Source organism: Plantibacter sp. H53, assembly GCF_001650455.1.
GTDB classification, from domain to species: Bacteria; Actinomycetota; Actinomycetes; order Actinomycetales; family Microbacteriaceae; genus Plantibacter; species Plantibacter flavus_A.
This window is the reverse complement of the sequence record NZ_LWCT01000006.1, coordinates 14,927-36,888: the sequence shown is the minus strand read 5'-3', so window position 1 is coordinate 36,888 and position 21,962 is coordinate 14,927. Positions and strand designations below refer to the sequence as shown.

Annotated in this window: 23 protein-coding genes and 1 tRNA gene; 14 read left to right on the top strand and 10 right to left on the bottom strand. The window is 69.3% G+C overall.

From position 1 onward, the window contains the following. Window positions 1-56: 56 nt before the first annotated feature. Complete coding sequence (locus tag A4X17_RS04910; protein ID WP_064294556.1) at window positions 57-1,130, bottom strand: alkene reductase; 1,074 nt, start codon at window positions 1,128-1,130, stop codon at window positions 57-59. 237 nt (window positions 1,131-1,367) lie between these two features. Between A4X17_RS04910 and A4X17_RS04905 the strand changes: the two genes are divergently transcribed. Continuing rightward, a complete protein-coding gene (locus A4X17_RS04905; protein ID WP_064294555.1) occupies window positions 1,368-2,636 on the top strand; it encodes a low temperature requirement protein A in 1,269 nt (422 codons plus the stop codon). On the opposite strand, the gene A4X17_RS04900 is transcribed toward A4X17_RS04905, so the two are convergent. Continuing rightward, on the bottom strand, window positions 2,611-3,171 hold the full coding sequence (locus A4X17_RS04900) for a DUF805 domain-containing protein (protein ID WP_064294554.1): 561 nt from the start codon (window positions 3,169-3,171) through the stop codon (window positions 2,611-2,613). The genes A4X17_RS04905 and A4X17_RS04900 overlap by 26 nt on opposite strands. A gap of 249 nt (window positions 3,172-3,420) precedes the next feature. Between A4X17_RS04900 and A4X17_RS04895 the strand changes: the two genes are divergently transcribed. The 6 genes from A4X17_RS04895 to A4X17_RS04870 all read left to right on the top strand — a co-directional run bounded on the left by A4X17_RS04895 (window position 3,421) and on the right by A4X17_RS04870 (window position 6,869). After that, a tRNA-Trp gene (locus A4X17_RS04895) sits at window positions 3,421-3,493 on the top strand. Between the two features lie 41 nt (window positions 3,494-3,534). Beyond that, window positions 3,535-3,807, top strand: coding sequence for a preprotein translocase subunit SecE (secE, locus tag A4X17_RS04890; protein WP_056014068.1), 273 nt, complete (start codon window positions 3,535-3,537; stop codon window positions 3,805-3,807). 139 nt (window positions 3,808-3,946) lie between these two features. Further along, entirely contained in the window at window positions 3,947-4,903 is a 957-nt protein-coding gene (nusG, locus tag A4X17_RS04885; RefSeq protein WP_064294553.1) for a transcription termination/antitermination protein NusG, read from the top strand. Window positions 4,904-4,996: 93 nt separating this feature from the next. Next, complete coding sequence (gene rplK / locus A4X17_RS04880; protein ID WP_056014074.1) at window positions 4,997-5,428, top strand: 50S ribosomal protein L11; 432 nt, start codon at window positions 4,997-4,999, stop codon at window positions 5,426-5,428. A 114-nt stretch (window positions 5,429-5,542) separates the two neighbouring features. Next, window positions 5,543-6,232, top strand: coding sequence for a 50S ribosomal protein L1 (rplA, locus tag A4X17_RS04875; protein ID WP_064294552.1), 690 nt, complete (start codon window positions 5,543-5,545; stop codon window positions 6,230-6,232). Between the two features lie 79 nt (window positions 6,233-6,311). Continuing rightward, the gene (locus tag A4X17_RS04870) at window positions 6,312-6,869 is read left to right on the top strand and encodes a GNAT family N-acetyltransferase (protein WP_064294551.1); all 558 of its coding nucleotides are present in this window, start codon (window positions 6,312-6,314) and stop codon (window positions 6,867-6,869) included. A gap of 137 nt (window positions 6,870-7,006) precedes the next feature. Here A4X17_RS04870 and A4X17_RS04865 read toward each other — a convergent pair whose 3' ends face one another. Further along, complete coding sequence (locus tag A4X17_RS04865) at window positions 7,007-7,963, bottom strand: NADP-dependent oxidoreductase (RefSeq protein ID WP_139205323.1); 957 nt, start codon at window positions 7,961-7,963, stop codon at window positions 7,007-7,009. 301 nt (window positions 7,964-8,264) lie between these two features. Between A4X17_RS04865 and A4X17_RS19410 the strand changes: the two genes are divergently transcribed. Both A4X17_RS19410 and A4X17_RS04855 read left to right on the top strand, forming a co-directional pair. Then, complete coding sequence (locus tag A4X17_RS19410; RefSeq protein ID WP_064294549.1) at window positions 8,265-8,894, top strand: Pr6Pr family membrane protein; 630 nt, start codon at window positions 8,265-8,267, stop codon at window positions 8,892-8,894. Then, window positions 8,891-9,664, top strand: a complete 774-nt coding sequence (locus tag A4X17_RS04855) for a DUF998 domain-containing protein (RefSeq protein ID WP_064294548.1) — start codon at window positions 8,891-8,893, stop codon at window positions 9,662-9,664. Before A4X17_RS19410 ends, A4X17_RS04855 begins: the two co-directional genes overlap by 4 nt. Here the strand turns inward: A4X17_RS04855 and A4X17_RS04850 are convergent. Together A4X17_RS04850 and A4X17_RS04845 are read right to left on the bottom strand one after the other, a co-directional pair. After that, entirely contained in the window at window positions 9,631-10,857 is a 1,227-nt protein-coding gene (locus A4X17_RS04850; protein WP_064294547.1) for an ROK family transcriptional regulator, read from the bottom strand. The genes A4X17_RS04855 and A4X17_RS04850 overlap by 34 nt on opposite strands. A gap of 42 nt (window positions 10,858-10,899) precedes the next feature. Beyond that, window positions 10,900-11,562, bottom strand: coding sequence for a YqaJ viral recombinase family protein (locus A4X17_RS04845; RefSeq protein ID WP_064294546.1), 663 nt, complete (start codon window positions 11,560-11,562; stop codon window positions 10,900-10,902). A 154-nt stretch (window positions 11,563-11,716) separates the two neighbouring features. Here A4X17_RS04845 and A4X17_RS04840 point away from each other — a divergent pair, with 154 nt between their 5' ends. The 4 genes from A4X17_RS04840 to A4X17_RS04825 are packed head-to-tail and all read left to right on the top strand — an operon-like array spanning window position 11,717 to window position 15,715. Then, complete coding sequence (locus A4X17_RS04840) at window positions 11,717-12,463, top strand: sugar phosphate isomerase/epimerase (RefSeq protein WP_064294545.1); 747 nt, start codon at window positions 11,717-11,719, stop codon at window positions 12,461-12,463. Further along, window positions 12,460-13,569, top strand: coding sequence for a Gfo/Idh/MocA family protein (locus A4X17_RS04835; RefSeq protein ID WP_064294544.1), 1,110 nt, complete (start codon window positions 12,460-12,462; stop codon window positions 13,567-13,569). Before A4X17_RS04840 ends, A4X17_RS04835 begins: the two co-directional genes overlap by 4 nt. Beyond that, on the top strand, window positions 13,566-14,684 hold the full coding sequence (locus A4X17_RS04830; protein WP_064294631.1) for a Gfo/Idh/MocA family protein: 1,119 nt from the start codon (window positions 13,566-13,568) through the stop codon (window positions 14,682-14,684). The genes A4X17_RS04835 and A4X17_RS04830 overlap by 4 nt, the downstream gene beginning before the upstream one ends. After that, complete coding sequence (locus tag A4X17_RS04825) at window positions 14,681-15,715, top strand: sugar phosphate isomerase/epimerase (RefSeq protein WP_064294543.1); 1,035 nt, start codon at window positions 14,681-14,683, stop codon at window positions 15,713-15,715. Before A4X17_RS04830 ends, A4X17_RS04825 begins: the two co-directional genes overlap by 4 nt. Before the next feature lie 46 nt (window positions 15,716-15,761). On the opposite strand, the gene A4X17_RS04820 is transcribed toward A4X17_RS04825, so the two are convergent. Next, window positions 15,762-16,022, bottom strand: coding sequence for a hypothetical protein (locus A4X17_RS04820; RefSeq protein ID WP_064294542.1), 261 nt, complete (start codon window positions 16,020-16,022; stop codon window positions 15,762-15,764). A gap of 108 nt (window positions 16,023-16,130) precedes the next feature. Between A4X17_RS04820 and A4X17_RS04815 the strand changes: the two genes are divergently transcribed. After that, entirely contained in the window at window positions 16,131-16,970 is an 840-nt protein-coding gene (locus A4X17_RS04815; protein ID WP_064294541.1) for an NAD(P)-dependent oxidoreductase, read from the top strand. Window positions 16,971-17,045: 75 nt separating this feature from the next. On the opposite strand, the gene A4X17_RS04810 is transcribed toward A4X17_RS04815, so the two are convergent. The 4 genes from A4X17_RS04810 to A4X17_RS04795 form a co-directional block, all read right to left on the bottom strand. After that, window positions 17,046-17,537, bottom strand: a complete 492-nt coding sequence (locus A4X17_RS04810) for a MarR family winged helix-turn-helix transcriptional regulator (RefSeq protein WP_158596512.1) — start codon at window positions 17,535-17,537, stop codon at window positions 17,046-17,048. 17 nt (window positions 17,538-17,554) lie between these two features. After that, window positions 17,555-19,312, bottom strand: coding sequence for an MDR family MFS transporter (locus A4X17_RS04805; RefSeq protein ID WP_079003252.1), 1,758 nt, complete (start codon window positions 19,310-19,312; stop codon window positions 17,555-17,557). A gap of 233 nt (window positions 19,313-19,545) precedes the next feature. Next, window positions 19,546-20,226: an ABC transporter ATP-binding protein gene (locus tag A4X17_RS04800; RefSeq protein ID WP_064294539.1), complete on the bottom strand. Its 681-nt coding sequence runs from the start codon at window positions 20,224-20,226 to the stop codon at window positions 19,546-19,548. A 90-nt stretch (window positions 20,227-20,316) separates the two neighbouring features. Further along, window positions 20,317-21,840 carry an FtsX-like permease family protein gene (locus A4X17_RS04795; protein ID WP_064294538.1) on the bottom strand — a complete coding sequence of 508 codons (1,524 nt, stop codon included), beginning with the start codon at window positions 21,838-21,840 and terminating at the stop codon, window positions 20,317-20,319. Window positions 21,841-21,962: the final 122 nt, after the last annotated feature.

The window sequence follows — 21,962 nt, the reverse complement described above, 5'->3', positions numbered from 1 at the left end:
AGGCACCTCGTCGCCCGAGGTGGTGTCGAGCGACGAGGTGCCTCACCTGAGCGTGATCAGCTCGCGAGGCGCGGGTAGTCGGTGTAGCCCTCGGCGCCCGGGCCGTAGAAGGTGGCCGGGTTCGGCGTGTTCTCCTCGTGCTCGCCCGCCCAACGCTCGACGAGGTCGGGGTTCGCGATGGCGAGACGCCCGACGGCGACGGCGTCGGCGTGCGCGTGCTCGACGAGGGCGATCGCCTCGTCGCGCGTCGTGACGGTGCCGAAGCCGCTGTTGACGATGAGCTTGCCGCCGAAGTGACCGCGCAGGTCCTGGACGAGCGCACCGGCCGGGTCCTCGTGGAGGATGCTGAGGTAGGCGAGGCCGAGCGGTGCCAGGGCGTCGAGCAGCGCCTCGTAGGTCGCGCGGACGTCGGCCTCGTCGGTCTCCGCCGTGTCACCGGCACCGTTCATCGGGGAGATGCGGATGCCGACGCGCGCTGCACCGACCGCCTCGGCGACGGCGCTGACGACCTCGGCGACGTACGACGCGCGAGCCTCCGGGCTGCCTCCGGCGCGGTCGTCGCGCACGTTGGAGACGGGGGAGAGGAACTGGTGCAGCAGGTAGCCGTTCGCAGCGTGGAGCTCGACGCCGTCGAGTCCTGCTTCGATCGCGTTGCGGGCCGCCTGGACGAACTCCTCGCGGACCGTGTCGAGCTCCTCGGCGGTCAGCGCGTGCGGGACGGGGTACGGCTGGGCGCCCGCGGGCGTCCGGACCTCGCCGGCGATGGCGATCGCGCTCGGCGCGACGATGCGGTCGGTGCCAGTGATGTCGGTGTGCGAGACACGGCCACCGTTCATGAGCTGCATGACGATGAGCCCGCCTGCGCCGTGCACGGCCTCCGCGACGCCCCGCCAGCCCTCGACCTGCTCGGGGGTGACGATGCCGGGCTGGCCCGGGTAGGAGCGCGACTCGGCGCTCGGGTAGGTGCCCTCCGTGATGATGAGCCCGAGTCCTGCGCGCTGGCTGTAGTGCTCGGCGACGAGGTCGCCGGGGACGCCGTCGGCTCCGGACCGCATGCGGGTGAGCGGGGCCATGACGACGCGGTTGGCGAGTTCGAGGTCGCCGAGTCGGACGGGGGCGAAGAGATCCATACGGGTGATGCCTTTCGTGGGGGTGCGGCACGCGGACGACGCGGCCTCCGGACGCAACCCGCCGGTGACCGTCGATATTCCGATGATGCTTCTGGACCTTGTGCATCTGGAATACTTCTTGCTAGGCTCGCAGGGTGGTCGTCGGGCTCTGTCCCCGCAGCTCGCGACGAGCACGACCCGGTGTCGACGAATCCGAGGGGGAGGCGTCGGCACCGGGATCCCTGCCAGGATACGAAGATGTCCGCCCCCAGATTCGGCCTCGTCTCCGATCTCCGTCGCCCGGAGTCCGGCGAACGCGCCGAGCGCGTCACGTTCGTCGAGTTGTTCTTCGACCTCGTCTTCGTCTTCGCGCTCACCCAGCTGAGCAAGCTCATCGCCGACGACCAGAGCGTCACCGCCGCGCTCGAGTCGATCGTCCTCATCCTGGCGCTCTGGTGGTCGTGGGTGTCCACGAGCTGGGTGACGAACTGGCTCGACCCGGAACGGCTCGCGGTGCGACTCGCGCTCATCGGCTTCGGCCTGTTGGCGTTCGTCGCGGCGGTGTCGGTGTCGGCGTCGTTCACCGATCGCGCGCTGGCGTTCGCCGTCGCCTACGTCGTGCTCCAGCTCGTCCGGACGCTGTTCATGGTCGTGGCGACCTGGCGGCACGACCGGGACGTGGCCCTGAGTTTCGCACGCGTCCTCGTCTGGACCGCGTTCGCCGCCGTCTTCTGGATCGCCGGCGCGCTGGTGCCGGCCGACTGGCAACTGGCGTTCTGGATCTGCGCCGTCGCCGTCGAGTACGGCGGCGGGGCCCTCGGATTCCGACTGCCGGGGGTGCGGCGCTCGGAGGTCGAGAGCTGGGAGCTCTCCGGTGCGCACCTCTCCGAGCGGGCGTCGCTCTTCATCATCATCGCGATCGGTGAGTCCCTGCTCGTCACCGGGTTCGCGTTCGTCGAGCTCGAGACGTCGGTCGACGCCGTCGTCGGGATGCTGAGCGCCTTCGTCTCCGCGGTCGCGCTGTGGTGGCTGTACTTCCACCGCACGGAGGCGGCGGGACGCCGAGCGGTCGAGGCCGCCGAGGAGGAGGCCGACCGCGCCGACGGTGACGAGGGTCGTTCCGGACGACGCGGGCCGGGACGCCTCGGACGCATCGCGCGCGATGGATACAGCTACGCCCACGTCGTGGTCGTCGCCGGGATCGTGCTCGTCTCGGTGGGGGACAAGGAGATCCTCGACCGACCCGCCGACGCCGTCGAACTCGCCGGGGGCGTCGTCATCCTCGGCGGCCCGGTCCTCTACCTGCTCGGGCTGTCGCTGTTCCGGTTCGTCGTCGACCGCGCCGTACCCCTCGCACCGGTCATCGGCCTCGCGATGCTCGCGGGCTGCGCGGTCGCCGCGTTCCTCCTGCCGCAGCTCGGGGAACTCGTCCTCGGGTGTCTCTGCACCGGCGTGCTCGTCCTCGCCGCGATCGCCGACACGGTCCTCCCGGACCGGCGGGTCACTGCGGAGCGTCGCCAGGCTTGATCTCGGCGCCCTCGCGGTTCGGCCCCGTGTCGTAGCGGGCACCGCCCCGGTCGCTCGGCTGCGCCGCGAGCCAGATGAAGAAGAACCACCCGAAGATCGGGACCAGGTTGATGAGCTGCCACCAGCCGCTGTGGTCCGTGTCGTGCATTCGGCGTGCGTTCAGCGACAGCCCCGGGATGATCGTCGCGAGACCCCAGATCCCGGACAGGATGCTCTGGACGCCCCATGCGGGGCCTTCGGTGACCTGACCCTCCCAGAAACCGGCCGTCACCCCGGTCGCGACGTCGACGCCGCGTCCGATCACCAGGAGTGCGGTGACGATGACGGCGTGGACGACCACCCACCACCAGAACTCGCTCCGGCTGGCCCGCCCGGTGAAGATCGGATACCGCTTCCAGAAGCGGAGGAACGCCTGGATCGGGCCGGCTCCCGGGAGCGGGCTGTCATCCGCGAAGCGGGGCGGGATCCGGCGATCGTCCTCGCGGTTCGTCTCCGCCGCCTTCGAGGTCGTCTCGTGTTCGTCTGCGCTGCTCATCGGTCCCCCCGGGTCGAGTCGTCGTGCGTCCGAAGGAGCAACCCTACGCGAGCAAGCGCTCCGAGTGCAGGAGGAGGGATCCCTCGCCGGCGAGACCTGACGCCGGTTTTACAGCCGGGCGACCGTGCCGTACACTAGATGGAGGTAGTTGAAATCTGCCATGATTTTCTGCGCCTGTTTTCACCCGTGTGGTGAGGCAACGCACAGGAGGTCAGGGTAGCTTCGACCCCTCCGGTGCGTCAGCACTGAAGGGCGGTGGCTCAATTGGTAGAGCAGCGGTCTCCAAAACCGCAGGTTGCAGGTTCAAGTCCTGTCCGCCCTGCGAGTCGGTGCGTATGCACCGGCACACGAAAGGTGTAACGAGTGGCCCCGAAGAGTACCGACACGCCCGGCGAGGACGTCGTCGTCAAGGCGAAGGCGGACCGTGCCGAACGGCGCGGCTTCTTCTCGGGCATCGTCCTGTTCCTGAAGCAGGTCTTCGCGGAACTCAAGAAGGTCGTCACGCCGACGCGGAAGGAACTCCTCAGCTACACGGCTGTGGTGCTCATCTTCGTCTGCATCATGATGGCGCTCGTCTACGGCATCGACTTCGTCTTCGCCTGGGTCGTCACGCTGGTGTTCGGTACCGCGAGCTAGTTCCGCTCAGGTTCCGGTGCTCCGGCCCGGTACCCGGGTTCCACAATCACAGACGGCGACGCAGTCGTCACGCGCCAGGATCCGGCGCCGCGGTCGGGGATCACCCGCGATCCGCACAACAGAAACGGAATGGAAATCAGTGTCTGAGCGAAACTCGAACGACGTCGACTGGGCAACCGCTGCCGAGCAGTCCTCGGAGGACGACGAGGCCCAGGAGGGCAACGTGCTCTCGGCCGACGAGCACTCCGTCGACCCCGCTGAGCACAACGCCGTCCACGTCGAGGAGACCGGCGACACCGAGGTCGACCTCGACGCCGTGCTCGACGCGATGGCAGAAGCCGTCGACCCCGAGGCCGACGCCGTCGTCGACGACGCCCTCGAGCTCGATGAGGCCGCCGAGGTCGAAGCCGCAGCAGAGGCCATCGCCGAAGAAGAGGCCGACCCCACCGACGCCGAGCCCGCCGAGGAGTCCGAGGAGGACCCCTACGACGCGTTCCGCAAGGAACTCCGCTTCCTGCCCGGCAAGTGGTACGTCATCCACTCCTACGCCGGTTTCGAGCGCAAGGTGAAGGCCAACATCGAGCAGCGCAAGTCGACGCTCGAGGTCGCGGACTACATCTACCAGGTCGAGGTCCCCATGGAAGACGTGGTCGAGATCAAGAACGGCCAGCGCAAGATGGTCACCCGCGTCCGCATCCCCGGCTACGTGCTCGTCCGCATGGACCTCAACGAGGACAGCTGGTCGGTCGTCCGCCACACGCCTGGCGTGACCGGCTTCGTCGGCAATGCGCACAACCCCACGCCGCTCCGCTTCGAGGAGTCCTTCAACATGTTGAAGTCGCTCGTCGAGGTCAAGGAGACCGCGCCCGTCAAGGGCTCCGGCACCAAGGGCAGCGCCACGCAGCAGCGTGTCATCCCCGCCGAGGTCGACTTCGAGATCGGCGAGACCATCACGATCAAGGAAGGCTCGTTCGCGGGTCTCCCCGGCTCCATCAGCGAGATCAAGCCCGAGAGCGGCAAGCTCACGGTGCTCGTCTCCCTCTTCGAGCGCGAGACGCCGGTCGAGCTCAGCTTCGACCAGGTCACCAAGCTCTAAGCCACACGGCTCCACAGTCCACCGCCGCCCGACGGGCGCGCGGGAGAGCGCACATCATCCGATGGCGCTCGAACCCCAGAAGAAGGAAGAAACATGGCACCGAAGAAGAAGGTCACGGGTCTCATCAAGCTGCAGATCCAGGCCGGCGCCGCAAACCCTGCTCCCCCCATCGGCCCCGCCCTTGGTCAGCACGGCGTCAACATCATGGAGTTCTGCAAGGCGTACAACGCGGCCACCGAGTCGCAGCGCGGCAACGTCATCCCCGTCGAGATCACCGTCTACGAGGACCGTTCGTTCACCTTCATCCTGAAGACCCCGCCCGCAGCGGAGCTCATCAAGAAGGCCGCCGGCGTCGCCAAGGGCTCCGGTACCCCGCACACCGTCAAGGTCGCGAAGCTCACCAAGGAGCAGGTCCGTCAGATCGCCGAGCAGAAGGCTCCCGACCTGAACTCGAACGACATCGACGCAGCCGCGAAGATCATCGCCGGCACCGCCCGCTCCATGGGCATCACGGTCGAGGGCTAACCCTCTCGACCCGCTTCGGGGACGCCACCAGGCGGAACCGCGCACGTCTCACTTTTTCACTCGTGGCAGCGCCGGCCAGGCGCAGATGACCACATTTCTCATAGGAGAACGCACATGGCACAGAAGTCGAAGGCCTACCGGGCCGCAGCCGAGAAGATCGAGGCTGACAAGTACTACACCCCGAACGAGGCCGTCGCCCTCGCCAAGGAGACCGGTTCCGCCAAGTTCAACAGCACCGTCGAGGTCGCCCTCAAGCTCGGTGTCGACCCGCGCAAGGCTGACCAGATGGTCCGCGGCACGGTCATCCTCCCGCACGGCACGGGCAAGACCGCCCGCGTCATCGTCTTCGCGACGGGCCCGGCAGCAGAAGCCGCGATCGCGGCCGGTGCTGACGAGGTCGGCGGCGACGAGCTCATCGCGAAGGTCGCCGAGGGCTACACCTCGTTCGACTCCGCGGTCTCCACCCCGGAGCTCATGGGCAAGGTCGGTCGTCTCGGTAAGGTCCTCGGTCCCCGTGGCCTCATGCCGAACCCCAAGACCGGCACCGTGACGCCGGACGTGGCCAAGGCCGTGTCCGACATCAAGGGCGGCAAGATCGAGTTCCGCGTCGACAAGCACTCCAACGTGCACTTCGTCGTCGGCAAGGCCTCGTTCGACGCTTCGCAGCTCGAGGAGAACATCAACGCCGCGCTCGAGGAGATCCTCCGCCTCAAGCCGTCCTCCTCGAAGGGCCGTTACATCCAGAAGGGCGCCGTGTCGACCACGTTCGGCCCCGGCATCCCGCTGGACGTCAACTCCATCTAGTCTCACCAGCACGAAGGCCCGGTCGCGTCACGCGACCGGGCCTTCGTCGTACGACGGGGTGGCGTCGTACGATGCAGGGATGGTCTCCACCCGCACCGCCACGGCCGATGACGCCGCCACCCTCGCCACGCTCGCCGCAGCGACCTTCGCCCTCGCCTGCCCGCCCGGCACCGCGCAGGAGCACATCGACGCGTTCATCGCCGAGCACTTCACCTTCGACCGGTTCACCGGCTACCTGGCCGATCCCGGACGCGCGCTCCGGCTCCTCGTCGATGACGATGACGGCACGGCCATCGGCTACACGATGCTCGTCTTCGGCGATCCGGTGGACGCCGACGTGCTCGCTGCGGTCGCGCACCGCCCGACGGCGGAACTCAGCAAGCTGTACGTGCTCCCCGCGAGCCACGGTGCCGGCGGAGCGCGCACGCTCATGGAGGCGACCCTCGACGACGCCCGGTCCCGAGAGGTGACGTCGGTGTGGCTCGGGGTGAACCAGCAGAACGCCAGGGCGATCCGGTTCTACGACAAGAGCGGGTTCACGGTCGTGGGGACGAAGACCTTCCTCGTCGGACCCGAACGGCACGACGACTTCGTCATGGAGCAGGTCTTCGGGAGCGCACTTCGACAGGCTCAGTGACCGGGGTGGGGCTCATTGACCGGTTCTCCGGTCCCTGCGCTCGTCGAAGGGCGGGGTCCTGTCGCCGCTCCCTGAGCGCCCCCAACCGCTCCCTGAGCGCCCCCAACCGGTCCCTGAGCTGGTCGAAGGGCGGCAGCCTAGCCGTCGGCGACCTTGAGGACGATCTTGCCGCGTGAGTGCCCGCCCTCGAGGAGCACGTGGGCCTGCCGGACGGCGTCGAGGTCGAACACCTGGTCGACGAACACCCGGACGTCCCCGGACTCCAGCAGCCTGCTGATGGTGTCGAGTGTGGCGCCGTCGGGTGCCACGGTGAACCGCGTCGCGCGGACGCCCGCGGCCCGGGCCTCCTCCTCGAGTGTCGGCCAGGAACCGGTCGGCGCATTGATGATGAGCCCGCCCGGGCGGAGGACCCGCAGGGATCGCGACCCCGTGTCCTCCACGGTGTTGCCCACGAGGTCGATCACGACGTCGACCTGGTCGACGACGTCCTCGAACCGGTGCAACTCGTGGTCGACCGCCTGATGGGCGCCGAGTTCGCGCAGCCAACCGACATTCCGACCGGAGCCGGTGGCGATCACCCGCGCGCCGAAGTAGGTGGCGAACTGCACGGCGAAGTGCCCGACACCGCCGCTCCCGGCGTGGACGAGGATGCGCTGCCCCTCGTGCGCCTTCGCGACGTCGACGACCATGCCCCACGCGGTCAGTGCGGCGAGGGGGACCCCGGCTGCCTCGACGTGCGACAGGGTCGTCGGCTTCCGCGTCAGGCTCAGGGAGGACACCGTGACGTACTCGGCATAGCTGCCGCCCGTCCGCGGGAAACTCGTCATGCCGTAGACCTCGTCGCCGGGCAGGAGGCCGGCCGCAGCGAAGGGCGACTCGACCACGATGCCGCTGAAGTCGTACCCGAGGACGGCCGGCATCGTCGTGATGGCCGAGGAGACGCCCCGGCCCGCGCGGGTCTTGGCGTCGACCGGGTTCACGCCGGCCGCGACGACCTTCACGAGGAACTCCGCCATGACCGGACGCGGTGTCGGTACGGTCTCCATCCGGAGGACCTCAGGGCTGCCGACGGCGTCGATCACCGCGGCTCGCATGGTCTCCGGTGCCGGCTTCACCGCGTCCGCGGTTGTCGCCAGAGACCAGGAGTGTCCGACTCCTTGACGCATCGAGTACTCCTTCGTCGTTCATCCCCCGAAAGCTCCACCCGGCGGAGGTCGGCTCGGCGACGAGTCTCGCTCCGGTGCGTGGTCCGGCTCTGTTCTCATCAAACCCGTCGAATGAGTCGGCGCTGTTACGGGGGTGTCAATTGGCTGGAAACGATTCCCTCTCTTCGGGGGACACGGCTGCCCGGCTGTCGCCCGATCGTCGGGAGCGTGCTTCCGATACAGTGGCGCAATGCGCGCACTGTTCGGAGTCATCAGGATCATCGCGGGTGGGGTGATCATCGCCGCCATCGTCGGCCAGTTCGTCTACACCCTGTCCTTCGGTGATGCGCCCGACGACTTCTTCGTCAACTTCTTCAGCTACTTCACGATCCTGTCGAACGCGCTGAGTGCGATCGTCCTGTTGGTCGGCGCCGGGTACTGCTTCCGGCTGCGACGCGATCCGGCCTGGTACAACCTCGTCCTCGGCTGCGTCGTGACCTACATGGCGACCACCGGCGTCGTCTACAATCTGCTGCTCCGCGGCATCGCCCTCGACCAGGGGCACACCCTCGGCTGGTCGAACGAGGTGCTGCACCTCATCGCACCGATCTACCTGGTGCTCGTCTGGATCGTGACGCCCGGCAAGTCCCGCCTGGAATGGCGTCAGGTGTGGGCGATCATCGCGTTCCCGCTCGTCTGGACCGTCTACACGATGATCCGCGGATCGATCGTCGGCTGGTACCCGTACCCGTTCCTCAACCCGGCTCAGCCCGGCGGCTGGGGAGCCGTCGTCGTCTACATGATCGCCATCGCCGGGTTCATCGGCCTGATGGGCTGCGCCGTCATCGCGTTGAGCCGGACGAGGCTCATCCGCGGATGACGGGAGCCACATCGGACCAGCGGGTCCCTCGCTCCTCGGCGGTCCGCCGTTGCCGGTCCGTCGCCCTCGCGTTCGCGATCATCGGTGGCGTGCTCGTCGTGGTCGCCACGGTCATGATCTGGGCCGCGCGTCTCAGTCTCGGTAAGAACAGCTACGTGAGCGGCCTCGGCGCCACCGGCGAGGTGACGGCTCCGGTCTTCAACGCGGCACTGCTCATGGTCGCGATCGGTGGTCTCAGCATCGCCGGAGCGCTGCAGCGAGTCCTCCCGTCCCGCGAGCCCGGTCAGCGCCGCACGAGGGTCGGACTGCTGCTCGTCCCCTGGCTGCTCGTCGGACTGTCGAGCCTGTGCTTCCTCGTGGCGTCCCGGGTGACCTGTACCTACGAGTGCCCGATCCCGTCGAACCCGCTGTTCACGCTCCAGGACGCGGTGCACATCTCCTTCGCGGTGCTGGGCTTCGCGCTCGCCTGCCTGGCGATGATCGGGTCGGCCCTCGGATCGCGGTTGCGCGCCGTCCGGCGGCTGTCCTGGTTCGCGGGGTCAGCCGTCGCGGTGATCGCGGGGCTCGGCGGCCTCCTCTCGCTCGCCGAGGTGGGGCAGCAGGTCGGGAGCTGGTTGGAGTTCGCGGCGATGACGATCGCCCTGTTCTGGCTCGTCGGATACGGCCTGGCGGAGGTGCTCGCCGTCGGGAAGGCGGACGACGACGGACGCCCTGGTTCCACAATGGAGGACGCGCGTCAGGTCGATGCGGCGTCGAGCGCCCGAGGCTGAGTCATCGCGTCGATCGCGGGTGCGGACAGGGCGTCGCGCAGCACCATGATCGCCGCTCCCAAGACCCCGGCCTCCTCGCCGGCCGTCGAGGTGACGATGCCGAGGTGCCCGGTGGCGAGCGGCATCGACCGACGGTAGACCACTTCGCGGACGCCGGTGAGGAGATGTTCGCCGGCACGCGTCATCGTCCCACCGAGCACGATCACCGAGGGGTTCAGGAGGTTCACCACGACACTGAGCACCTCACCGATCTCCCGGCCGGCCTGCCGGGTGGTCTCGATGGCCGTCCGGTCGCCCGCGCGGATGAGCGCTGCGACGTCGCGACTGCTCATGGCGTCGATCCCGTGGGCGCGGAGCTCGGTGGCGATCGCCGGCCCGCTCGCGATGGCCTCGAGGTCGCGGTCGTCGTCGGCTGCGCGCGGGGAGTCCCGTCCGACGGGGACCTGCACATGCCCGATGTCGCCGGCCGCACCGAGTGCGCCGCGCTGCAGTTCGCCACCCGCGATGATGCCGGCACCGATCCCCGTGGACACCTTCACGTAGACGAGGTCGTCGGTGTCCGGCCAGGAGATCGCGTGCTCCCCGAGGGCGAGGACGTTGACGTCGTTGTCGACGAGGACCGGGACGTCGAGGGTCCGGCGGATGTAGGCGGGGACGTCGAAGCGGTCCCAGCCCGGCATGATCGGCGGGTTGGTCGGCCGTCCGGTGGAGTGCTCGACCGGTCCCGGCAGGCCGATCCCGATCCCGATGACCGGGGGAGCGACCGGCTGGGGTGTGGCCCACGTCTGCGGAGCGGCCAGCAGGGCCGACGCCGCTTCGACGACCCAGTCGAGGACGGGCTCGGGTCCTGCGGCGATCTGCAGCTCCGCGCGGCTCGTCGCGAGGATCGCTCCGGCCAGGTCGGTGACGGCCACCGTCCCGTGCGTCGCCCCCAAGTCGACGGCGACGACGACGCGCGCGAGCGGGTTGAACGCGATCCGTGCGGGCGGGCGGCCACCCGAGGAGGCTGCCTCTCCAGCGGGACGGAGGAGGTCCGCTGCAACGAGGGCGTCGATGCGGAGGGAGACGGTGGAGCGGGCCAGACCGGTCAGGGCGCACAACTCCGACTTCGTGCGTGCCTCACCGCCGCGGAAGAGTTGGAAGAGGTCGCCGGCGCCCGGTGCTCCGGGGGAGGGGCGTTGCGGCTCGGTCATGGCGACAGTCAACCACCTCGGCCGACTTCTGTCGACTTGTCGTCAGAAGTCGAGGCTCAGTAGCGGTTCCCGGAGCTGCCGAGTGACGGGCGCGGGCTCCGGGAGGACCGGGCGCCGGGCGGCTGGATTGGTGCGGTGGTACAGCTCGTCGATGAGTGCGTTCGCGAGGCCGACCAGCTTCGCGATCTCGGCGTCGTCGCGCTCGACCCATCGACAGAGCGGTTCGTCGTCGACGGGGACGAAGTCCTTGTGCTCCTCCCAGACCACGAGTGTCCGCTCCGCGCCGATCACGTACTGCTGCCACCACACCTGACGCAGGTAGTTGCGGGGGATCGAGCGCCAGGACTTCGTCGTGGTCTTGATCTCCGCGAGCACGACGGCCCCGCGCTCGGTCACGGCGATGCCGTCGGGGGTGGCGAGGTGGCGGTGTTCGACCTCGGCCCGGAACAGCGCCGACGAGGGGTTGATCCCGTGCGTCGCGGCGACCCACCGGGCGATCTCGGGCTCGCGGGCGCGCCCGTGGTCGGTGAAGGCGTTGCCGGAGAAGCCCGTCCCGCCGAGCTTCGCGTCGGCCGCCCGCTGGATCGAGGCCGGGGTCGAGAGGGTGGCGACGTCGGTCGCGGTGATCCCGCGCGAACGAGCCCGCAGCCACGAGATGCGGTCGCTGGAATCAGCGACGATCCGGGAGAGCAGAGCTGAGTTCACCTCTCCATTGTCCCCCACGCTTCCGACTCCTGCGGTATTCGTCGCCGGGGGAGTGGCGACCGGTGGGAGACTTTTGTTTGACCACCGACAGAAGTGTGGTTAGCCTGGATCTCGCAGCAGCGGCTGCCTGACACCATCATCACTGAGGAGCATCGTGTCGACTTCCCAACTCTCTGTCCAGCTCTACTCGGTACGGGAGCCGCTCACCGCGGATCGTGCCGCAGCGCTGCAGCGCCTGACCGAGATCGGCTTCCGTCAGGCCGAGCCGTTCGGCTTCGGTCCCGGCGTCAGCCTGCAGGACATCCACGATGCCGGCCTCGCCACCCCGAGCGCGCACGGCAAGGTCATCGCCGAGGGCATCGACCTGTCGGCGGCCTTCGGCGCCGCTGCTGAGCAGGGCGTACAGGTCCTCATCGACCCCGCCATCGCCGAAGAGCGCTTCGCCACGGCAGAGACGGTCGCGTCGATCGCCGACGAGCTGAACGCCGCGGCGGCGGTCGCCGCCGGTCACGGGGTCCAGGTGGGCTACCACAACCACTGGTGGGAGCTCGAGGGCGACGTCGCGGGCACCAGCCCGCTCGAGCACCTCGCCGCACTCACCGACCCGGCCGTCGTGTTCGAGGTCGACACCTACTGGGTCGAGGTCGGTGGACGCCGCGCGGTCGACGTCCTCGGCGCGATCGGTGATCGCGTGCGCTTCATCCACGTCAAGGACGGTGACGCCTCCCGCGACACGCTGAAGCAGCTGCCCGCGGGTGCCGGGGTCGTCCCGGTGCTCGACATCCTCGCCGCGGCACCGCAGGCCCTGCGCGTCGTCGAGTTCGACGCGTTCGACGGCGACATCTTCCAGGGGCTCGAGCAGAGCTTCACCTACCTCACCACGAACGGAGTCCAGGCATGAGCAACAGCACCGGAACGGTCGGTGTCGGACTCATCGGCGCCGGCGTCATCAGCGACCAGTACCTCGGCAACCTGGTGACCTTCCCCGACCTCGACGTCCGGTTCGTCGCGGACCTCGACCTCGAGCGGGCGAAGACGCAGGCCGAGAAGTACGGGGTGCGCGGCCACGGCTCGGTCGCCGAACTCCTGGCCGACCCCGAGATCGAGATCGTCGTCAACCTGACCATCCCGAAGGTCCACGTCGAGGTCGCCATGCAGATCCTCGACGCCGGCAAGCACGTGTGGAGCGAGAAGCCCTTCGCGCTCGACCGTGAGAGCGGGCAGGCCCTGCTGGCCGCCGCGAAGGAGAAGGGGCTCCGCGTCGCCACGGCACCGGACACCTTCCTCGGCGCCGGCATCCAGTCCGCCCGCCGACTCGTCGAGGCCGGTGGCATCGGCCAGCCCCTCACCGCGCTGACCCTCATGCAGAGCCCCGGCCCGGAGTCGTGGCACCCGAACCCCGACTTCCTGTTCCAGGACGGCGCCGGTCCGCTCTTCGACATCGGCCCGTACTACATCACGGCGCTCGTGCAGCTGTTCGGGCCGATCGCCCGCGTCACCGCTCTGGCCTCACAGGCCTTCCCGCAGCGGACGATCGGATCCGGCCCGCGCGCGGGTGAGTCGTTCGACGTGACGGTGCCGACGCACGTGAGCGCCCTCTTCGAGTTCGAGAGCGGCCAGCTCGCGCAGAGCGTCTTCAGCTTCGACTCCAAGCTCGGTCGCACGCAGTTCGAGGTCGCCGGCTCGACCGGCACGCTCGTCGTCCCCGACCCGAACACCTTCGAGGGTGACCTGCTCGTCTACGGCGGTGGCGAGGAACCCGAGTCGATCCCGTCGACCGGTCCGACGCAGGGCCGCGGAACCGGTGTGGTCGAGCTCGCGCAGGCGATCCGCGCCGGTCGTCCCGAGCGTGCCTCCGGTGAGCTCGCCTACCACGTGCTCGACGTCATGGTCTCGACGGCCGAGTCGGGCCTGAGCCGCACCTCGGTCGACGTCGTCAGCACCGTGGAGCTCGCTCCCGCGCTCCCCGAGTCGTGGACGCCGGCGGACGGCACCTTCGGAGCATGACCGTGGCCGGTCCCGGTATCGCGGTGGTGGGCGGTGGCTTCATGGCCACCGTCCACAGCCGGGCGGCCCGCGCGGCGGGTGCCCGGCTGGTCGGTGTCGTCGCCTCGACGCCCGAGCGCTCGCGGGAGGTCGCCGCGAACCTCGGGTTCGAGCGCGGGTACGGCTCGCTCGACGAGCTGCTGGCCGACCCCTCGGTCGACGTGGTGCACGTGTGCACGCCGAACGCGCTCCACGCCGAGCAGGCACTCGCGGCCATCGCGGCCGGCAAGCACGTCGTCTGTGAGAAACCCCTCGCGACCGACGCCGCGACCGCCGAGCGTCTCGTCAGCGCCGCAGCCGAGGCCGGTGTCGTCGGCACGGTGCCGTTCGTCTACCGCTTCCACCCGCTCGTCCGGGAGGCCCGCGCGCGTGTCGCCGCGGGCGACCTCGGGACCCTGCTCACGATCAGCGGGTCGTACCTCCAGGACTGGTTGCTCGCGCAGGCCGACGACAACTGGCGGGTCGACTCGGCGGCCGGGGGCCGTTCGCGCGCCTTCGCCGACATCGGTTCCCACCTCGTCGACCTCCTGGAGTTCATCACCGGCGCGCACATCACCGAGCTGAGTTCGACGGTCCGCACCTTCTTCGCCGAACGCGCGAACACCCCGGAGGTCACGACCGAGGACGCGGCCGCGGTCGTCATCCGGCTCGAGGGCGGCGCCATCGGCACGCTGCTCGTCTCGCAGGTCGCGCCCGGTCGGAAGAACCGTCTGCACCTCGAGGTCGCCGGGACGGAACTCAGCATCGGTTTCGACCAGGAAGCGCCGGAGACGCTCTGGCTCGGCCGTCGGTCGGGGACGCAGGTGCTGCCTCGCGACGCCGACCAGTTGCACCCGGACGCCGCACGCCTGTCCATCGTCCCCTCGGGGCACCCGATGGGCTACCAGGACGCCTTCAACGCCTTCGTGGCCGACAGCTACGCGGCGATGGCCGGACAGTCGCCGGACGGTCTGCCCGTCTTCGCGGACGGACTCCGAACCGCGCGCATCACCGAGGCCGTTCTGGACGCGGCCGACACCGGTCGCTGGGAAGCGATCGCCACCTCCACCGACGACGAGCAGAGGATCACCGCATGACCGACACCACCGACAAGCAGTACGCGAGCCGCCTCCCGGTGACCCTGTTCACCGGACAATGGGCGGACCTCCCCTTCGAGGAGGTCGCCCGCCTCGCCGCCTCCTGGGGCTATGACGGCCTCGAGATCGCGGCCTCGGGCGACCACCTCGACCTGAAGCGCGCGGATGAGGACGACGCCTACCTGCAGTCCCGCCTCGACATCCTCGACCGGCACGGCCTCGAGGTCTTCGCGATCTCGAACCACCTCACCGGCCAGGCCGTGTGCGACGACCCGATCGACTTCCGCCACCAGGCGATCGTCCGCGACTACACCTGGGGCGACGGCGACGCGGAGGGGGTACGTCAGCGCGCGGCCGAGGACATGAAGCGCTCCGCGCGGGTCGCCCGCAAGCTGGGCGTCGACACGGTCGTCGGCTTCACCGGGTCGAAGATCTGGCAGTACTCCGCGATGTTCCCGCCGGTACCGGCCTCCGTCATCGACGCCGGGTACGAGGACTTCGCCACCCGCTGGAACCCGATCCTCGACGTCTTCGACGCCGAAGGGGTCCGCTTCGCCCACGAGGTGCACCCGTCCGAGATCGCATACGACTACTGGACGAGTGTCCGCACCCTCGAGGCGATCGACCACCGCCCGGCGTTCGGTTTCAACTGGGACCCGTCGCACATGATGTGGCAGGGCGTCGACCCGGTGGGGTTCATCGTCGAGTTCGCGAACCGGATCTACCACGTCGACTGCAAGGACACCCGGATCCGGCCGGCCACCGGTCACGCCGGCATCGTCGGCTCGCACCTGCCCTGGGGCGACCCGCGACGCGGCTGGGACTTCGTGTCGACCGGTCACGGCGACGTGCCGTGGGAGGACGCCTTCCGTGCCCTCTCGAGCATCGGCTACGCCGGGCCGATCTCCATCGAGTGGGAGGACGCCGGCATGGACCGCCTGCACGGAGCCGAGGAGGCCGTCGGGTACATCCGGAACCTGCTCTGGAAGTTGCCCGAGCAATCCTTCGACGCGGCGTTCAGCACCCAGTAGCCCCGGTCCCTGAGTCGCTTCCCCGGTCCCTGAGCCTGTCGAAGGGCTACAACGCCTTCGCCGCCGCCACGAGCACCTGGTTGAGCGTGGGTGCCCCGGTCGCGCGGAACACCTCGGTGCCGTCGTCGGCCGTGATGATGACCGTCGGGGTGGAACGGATGCCGTCGGCCTCCGCCTCCGCCGAACGGAAGGCGACGTCGCGCTCCTCGACGACGGCTCCGGCCACGAGTGCCGGGACCTCGGCCAGGACGGCGCGAGCCTGCATGCAGGGGGCGCAGAACGCGGAGGTGTACAGGGTGAGCTTCACATCTCCTCCAACGCGAGCCGACGGTCCGCCATTCCACCGCGACCGCCGGTTCCTGGGTGAGTTGTCAATCGCCCACCCATTCCTCGTCGGATGGACCAGGATGGCGTCATGAGAATCGCAGTGACGGGAGGCTCGGGCAAGCTCGGGCGAACAGTGGTCGGCCATCTTCGGGAACACGGTCACCTGGTGATCAACCTCGACCAGGCGGGAGAGCGCGGTGACGGCTTCGTCCGCATCGACCTGCGTGACGCGGGCCAGGTGTTCGACGCCCTCACCGGTGTCGACGAGCAGGCGCCGAACGGGTTCGACGCGGTCGTCCACCTGAGCGCCATCCCTGCGCCGGGGCTCTCGACGAACACCGCGACCTTCCAGAACAACATCCTCAGCACCTACAACGTGTTCAACGCCGCCATCAAGGCCGGCATCACGAACATCGTCACGGCGTCGAGCGAGACCGTGCTCGGGCTGCCGTTCGACACCCCGCCCCCGTACATCCCCGTCGACGAGGCCTACGCCGCACGACCCGAGTCGACGTACTCGCTGTCGAAGCACCTCGAGGAGCAGCTGGCGATCGAGCTCACGCGGTGGCACCCCGAGCTCAAGATCATCGCCCTCCGGTTCTCCAACGTGATGGACGAGGCCGACTACGCGGCGTTCCCCTCGTTCGACGCCGACGCCACCCTCCGCAAGTGGAACCTCTGGGGCTACATCGACGGCCGCGACGGCGCGCAGGCCGTGCGACTCGCGCTCGAGCACCAGGCCACGGGATTCGACCGGTTCATCATCGCGGCTGCCGACACGGTCATGTCGCGCGACAACGTCGAGCTCGTCGCAGAGGTCTTCCCGGACGTCCCCGTCACCGGCGACATCGCCGGCAACGGCACCCTGCTCTCGATCGACCACGCCCGCGAGGTCCTCGGGTACGACCCGAAGCACAGCTGGCGCTGACCCGTTCTCAGGAGTTCCTCGGCGCGTCGCTTGCTCGCGAGCCCGGCGCTCCGGCGGACTCCTGAGAAAGGGACTTCAGAGGGCGCCGTTGAGCTTCGCGAGGAGTTCGGCGAGCCGCCGCACCTCGGCCTCGTCCCAGGACGAGAGCTGCTGGTAGAGCATCGCCTGGTCGTTGGCCCGTGTCGACTCCATCCGGCGCTCGCCCTCGGCGGTCGCGACGACGAGGCTCGCACGGCCGTCCTCGGGGTCCGGCGTCCTCGTGACGAGGCCGAGCGTCTCCAGTTGGTGGATGAGACGGCTCACCGCGCTCTTGTCCGTCGCGAGCATCTCGGCCAGGGCACCGGCGCGGATCGCTCCGGAGCGCGAGACCATGCTGAGCAACTTGTAGCCGGCCGGCTGGAGTCCGGGGGAGATCCGCTCGGCGCGGTCGCGGATACCGTTGCGGATGCGGTTGACGAGGAGCGCGAACTGCTCCTCCACGGCACCGATCGCGAGGTCGTGCGCGGTGCCGGCCGCTGCGTCGTCGGCAGCGGCCGGCCCGGCCTGGGCGTCGTGATCGATGGACATCGTTCGCATTGTACGGACTAGCGGCCGTGGCGGGGGCTGTGTGCCTCGGTCTCCGTGCCGCCGTCGGTGTCGGCGGTCTCGTCCCGTCCTCGCTCGAGTCGGGTGTCCGCCTCGCCACCGATCATGGCCTCGGCCACGTCGAGCGCACCGGTCGCGAATGACTGGGTCGACGTGGACCCGGTGGCCGTCGTGACGGACCCGGTGGCCGCGCCGACGAGGGCGGGCTCCCCGGAACGCTGCTCGGCCATGCGCTGCACGGCGTTCTTCGACCCGAGCTTCTTGTTCGGGAGGAAGATCACGGCGATGATCGTCAGGATCGCGAGTGGTGCGGCGACGAGGAAGATGTCGGCCACCGCGTCACCGTAGACGGATTCGATGATGGTCCGCACCGACTCGGGCAGCGTGCTCACCTTCGGGATCGTGCCGCTCGAGAGCGTCTCGGCGATCTTGGCGCCGGGTGCGCCGAGGGCGACGATGGCCGCCTGCAGGTCGGCCTGGCGGTCGGCCAGCATGTCGGTGACCTTCGTCGCGAGCACGGAGCCCATGACCGAGACGCCGATCGTGCCGCCGAGGCTGCGGAAGAACGCGACACCCGCGCTCGCCGTACCCAGCTGCTGCGGCAGGACGTCGTTCTGGACCACGAGCACGAGGTTCTGCATCACCATGCCGACGCCGGCGCCCAGGATGAACATGAACACCGAGACGAGCAGGTAGTTCGTGTCGTAGTGGATCGTGCTCATGAGGAACAGGCCGGCGGTGAGGAGGATCGAGCCGACGATGAGGTACGGCTTCCAGTGGCCGAAGCGGGAGATGAACTGCCCGACCACGATGGAGGCGATCAGGAGGCCGCCGATCATCGGGAGCGTCAGCAGGCCCGACTCCGTCGGCGTCGCTCCACGCGCCAGCTGCATGTACTGGCTGAGGAACACCGAGGTGCCGAACATCGCCACACCCACCGAGATGCTCGCGACGACCGCGAGGGTGAAGGTGCGGTTCTTGAACAGCGACATCGGGATGATCGGCTCGTCGACCTTGATCTCGACGATGACCGCCGCGGCGAGCAGGAGGACGGAGATGCCCACCATGACGAGCGTCGTGAAGCTCGCCCACTCGAACTGCGTCCCGGCCAGGGTGACCCAGATGAGCAGCAGCGAGACGCCGCCGGCGATGAGGGCGGCGCCCAGGTAGTCGATCTTGACCTTGCCGACGTTCCGCTTCGGGAGGTGGAGCGTGCGCTGCAGGAGGAAGATCGCGGCGATCGCGAAGGGGACGCCGACGAAGAAGTTCCAGCGCCAGCCGAGCGAGTCGGTGAGGAGGCCGCCGAAGAGCGGGCCGCCGACCGTGCCGACCGCCATGACCGCACCGAAGAGGCCCATGTACCGGCCACGCTCACGCGGGCTGATGATGTCGGCCATGATGATCTGGCTGAGCGCCGTGAGACCACCGGCGCCGAGGCCCTGCAGGACGCGGAAGCCGATGAGCGTGCCGGTGTCCTGCGAGAAGCCCGCGAGCGCCGAGCCGAGGACGAAGATCCCGAGCGCCAGCTGGATGAGCAGCTTGCGGTTGAAGAGGTCGGCGAACTTGCCCCAGATGGGCGTCGAGACGGTGGTGGCGAGGAGGGTGGCCGTGACGACCCAGGTGAAGGCCGTCTGGTCGCCGTTCAGGTCGGAGATGATCCGGGGGAGGGAGGTCGAGACGACGGTGCCGGCGAGGATCGACACGAACATGCCGAGGAGGAGGCCGGAGAGGGCCTCGAGCACCTGGCGATGCGTCATGCCGTTGTCCGCGCGAGCGGGCGTGGCGGGTGTTGAGGTGGTGTGTGACATGGGCTCCGCGATCGTGGTGACGTCAGCTAGTTGATATGCGTCAACTATATGAGAAGTAGTTGATCGGTGTCAACCAATCACGGTGGCGGCGTATTCCCGTGGCCCTTCGACAGGCTCAGGGACCGGGGTGGGCGGCTCGGGGAGCGGATGGGAGCCGCTCCCCGAGCCTGCCGAGGGGCCGGTCAGCGCCGAGTCGTGACGTCCTTGAGCTTCCCGTTCGCGATGTGCAGACGACGCTCGGCGCGCTTGGCGACCGCGGTGTCGTGCGTCACCACCACGACCGTGAGCCCGCGGTCCCGCCACAGGCCCTCGAGGAGGTCCATGATCTCGTCGCGGGTCTCCTCGTCGAGGTTGCCGGTCGGTTCGTCGGCGAGCAGCACCTCGGGCTCCTTGACGAGCGCACGGGCGATCGCGACCCGCTGCTGCTGCCCGCCGGACAGCTCGGCGGGGAGGTGTGAACCCCGCTCGGCGAGTCCGACGGACGCGAGCGCCGCACGAGCCCTGGTCTCGCGTTCTGCCCGCGGGGTGCCGATCGGGACCAGGGCCATCTCGACGTTCTCCTGTGCCGTGAGCGTCGGGATGAGGTTGAACCCCTGGAACACGAAGCCGATCTCCGTGGCGCGGATCCTGCCGAGCTTCGTCTCGCTGAGCGTCGAGAGGTCGTCGCCGGCGAGGGAGATGCTGCCGGCGGTCGGTCGGTCCAGTGCGCCGAGCATCTGGAGGAGCGTCGACTTGCCGCCGCCGGTCGGGCCCTGGATGGCGACGAGCTGTCCATCGGGGATCTCGAGGTCGACGCCGTCGAGCGCCGTGACGGAGCGCTTCGCCTGGCGGTACTGCTTGGTGAGGCCGGTGATCGTGTACATGGGGTCCTTCGTTCTGCTGGTCGGAGTGAGAAGTCGGACCGCCGGGAGGTCGCGGGGGAGACGGCCACCCGGCGGTGTCTGGTGCGTCGCCTAGGCGACGGAGCGGAGTGCCTCGGCCGGGCGCAGTCGTGAGGCGCGCCACCCGCCGATCGCACCGGCGAGCAGCCCGCCGAGGATGGCGATCCCGACGGCGATGACGATGATCCACGCGGTCACGGGAGCCTGGAGCACGATGTCGGTGGTGGTCGCGGCCGCAGCGCCCGGGGCACCGCCGAACCCACCGGCCGCTCCCGCCGCCGCATCCGACGGCATGCCCGCGGCACCGCCGGGGACGCCGAGTCCACCACCGGCGGAGGTCGTCGCCGCTGCACTGAGGGTCGGAGCGACGAGGTTCACCACGATGATGCCGATGAGGCCGACAGCGACACCGACGGCGCCGCCGATGAGTGACTGCACGACGGACTCACCCGCGACCTGGCCGACGATGCGCCGGTCGCTCCAGCCGATCGCCTTGAGCGTGCCGAACTCGCGGGTCCGGCGCGTGACGCCGGAGATCGTGAAGAGGATCGCGATGAGGAACGCGGCGGCGAGCACGATGAGCGACAGCCAGGTGCCGAGGTTCGACACCAGCGTCGACGCCGAGGCGAGCGAGCCCGACACGGTGGACGCGAGGTCCTCCTGGGTGCTCACGGTCGCGTCGGGCAGTGCCGCCTCGATGTCCGTCTGCACCTGCGTGATGTCGGTCGACGAGGCGGCCTGCACGTACACGTCGCTGACCTGGCCGTCGAGCCCTGCGAGGGACTGCGCCACGTCGAGGGGGATGTAGACGTTCGATGCGGTCGTCGCGTCGGCCCCGGAGGCGGTCACCGTGCCGACCACGCTGAACGTGGTGCCCGCGATGTCGATCGTGTCGCCGGTGGCGATCCCCGCCTCGGTGGCGTAGGAGGCGTCGAGGACGGCGACGTCCGTGCCCGCGTCGTCGGCTGCGAGCGAGCGACCGTCGCTGAGGGTGACGGCCGAGAGCGGACCCACGGCGTCGCCCGAGGGGTCGAGACCGAGGACCGTGAAGGAGTCGACGCCGAAGGAACTCCCGCCTGCGCCGTCCGGACCACCCTGTGGCGGGGTCGCGCCGCTCGCGTCACCGCCCGGGACGCCTGCCGCCCCGTCGGACCCCTGTGCCTGTGAGAAGTCGGGCAGCTCGCCCGTGAAGGTCGTGTTCGTGAGCGACAGGGTGGCTGCGGCGGCCTCGACGTTGGCGACGTCGGTGACCGTGCCGAGGGCCGTCGCGTCGAAGGTCGACGTGCCGCGCGCGGCTTCCAACCGCGACTGGTTGACGGTCGTCGTCCCGTCACTCGTCGACCCGTCGCCTGAGCCGAAATCGAAGTTCTGGCCGGGCCCGCCGCCGTCCGTCGGCGCCTCGGCCGCCTGACTCACCGTGATGTCCGTTCCGACCCCGTAGACGGATTCCAGCACCGACGCCTGCGCCGTCTTCACGCCGGCGGCGACCGAGTTGACGATGATCACGAGGGCGATGGCGAGCGCCATCCCGATGGCGATGATGATGGTCTGTTTGCGGCGACCGACGAGTTCCCGCCGGAGATAGGTTCCGAACATGTCTGCGTTTCCTTCTGCTCTGGTGCACGTGCCGGCGTCCCCGTTGCGCGACGCCGACGATCCGCACGTCGCGGATGACTTGGACCGGACGCTACGGAGGCTCGCTTGGCCTGCGCCTCGGT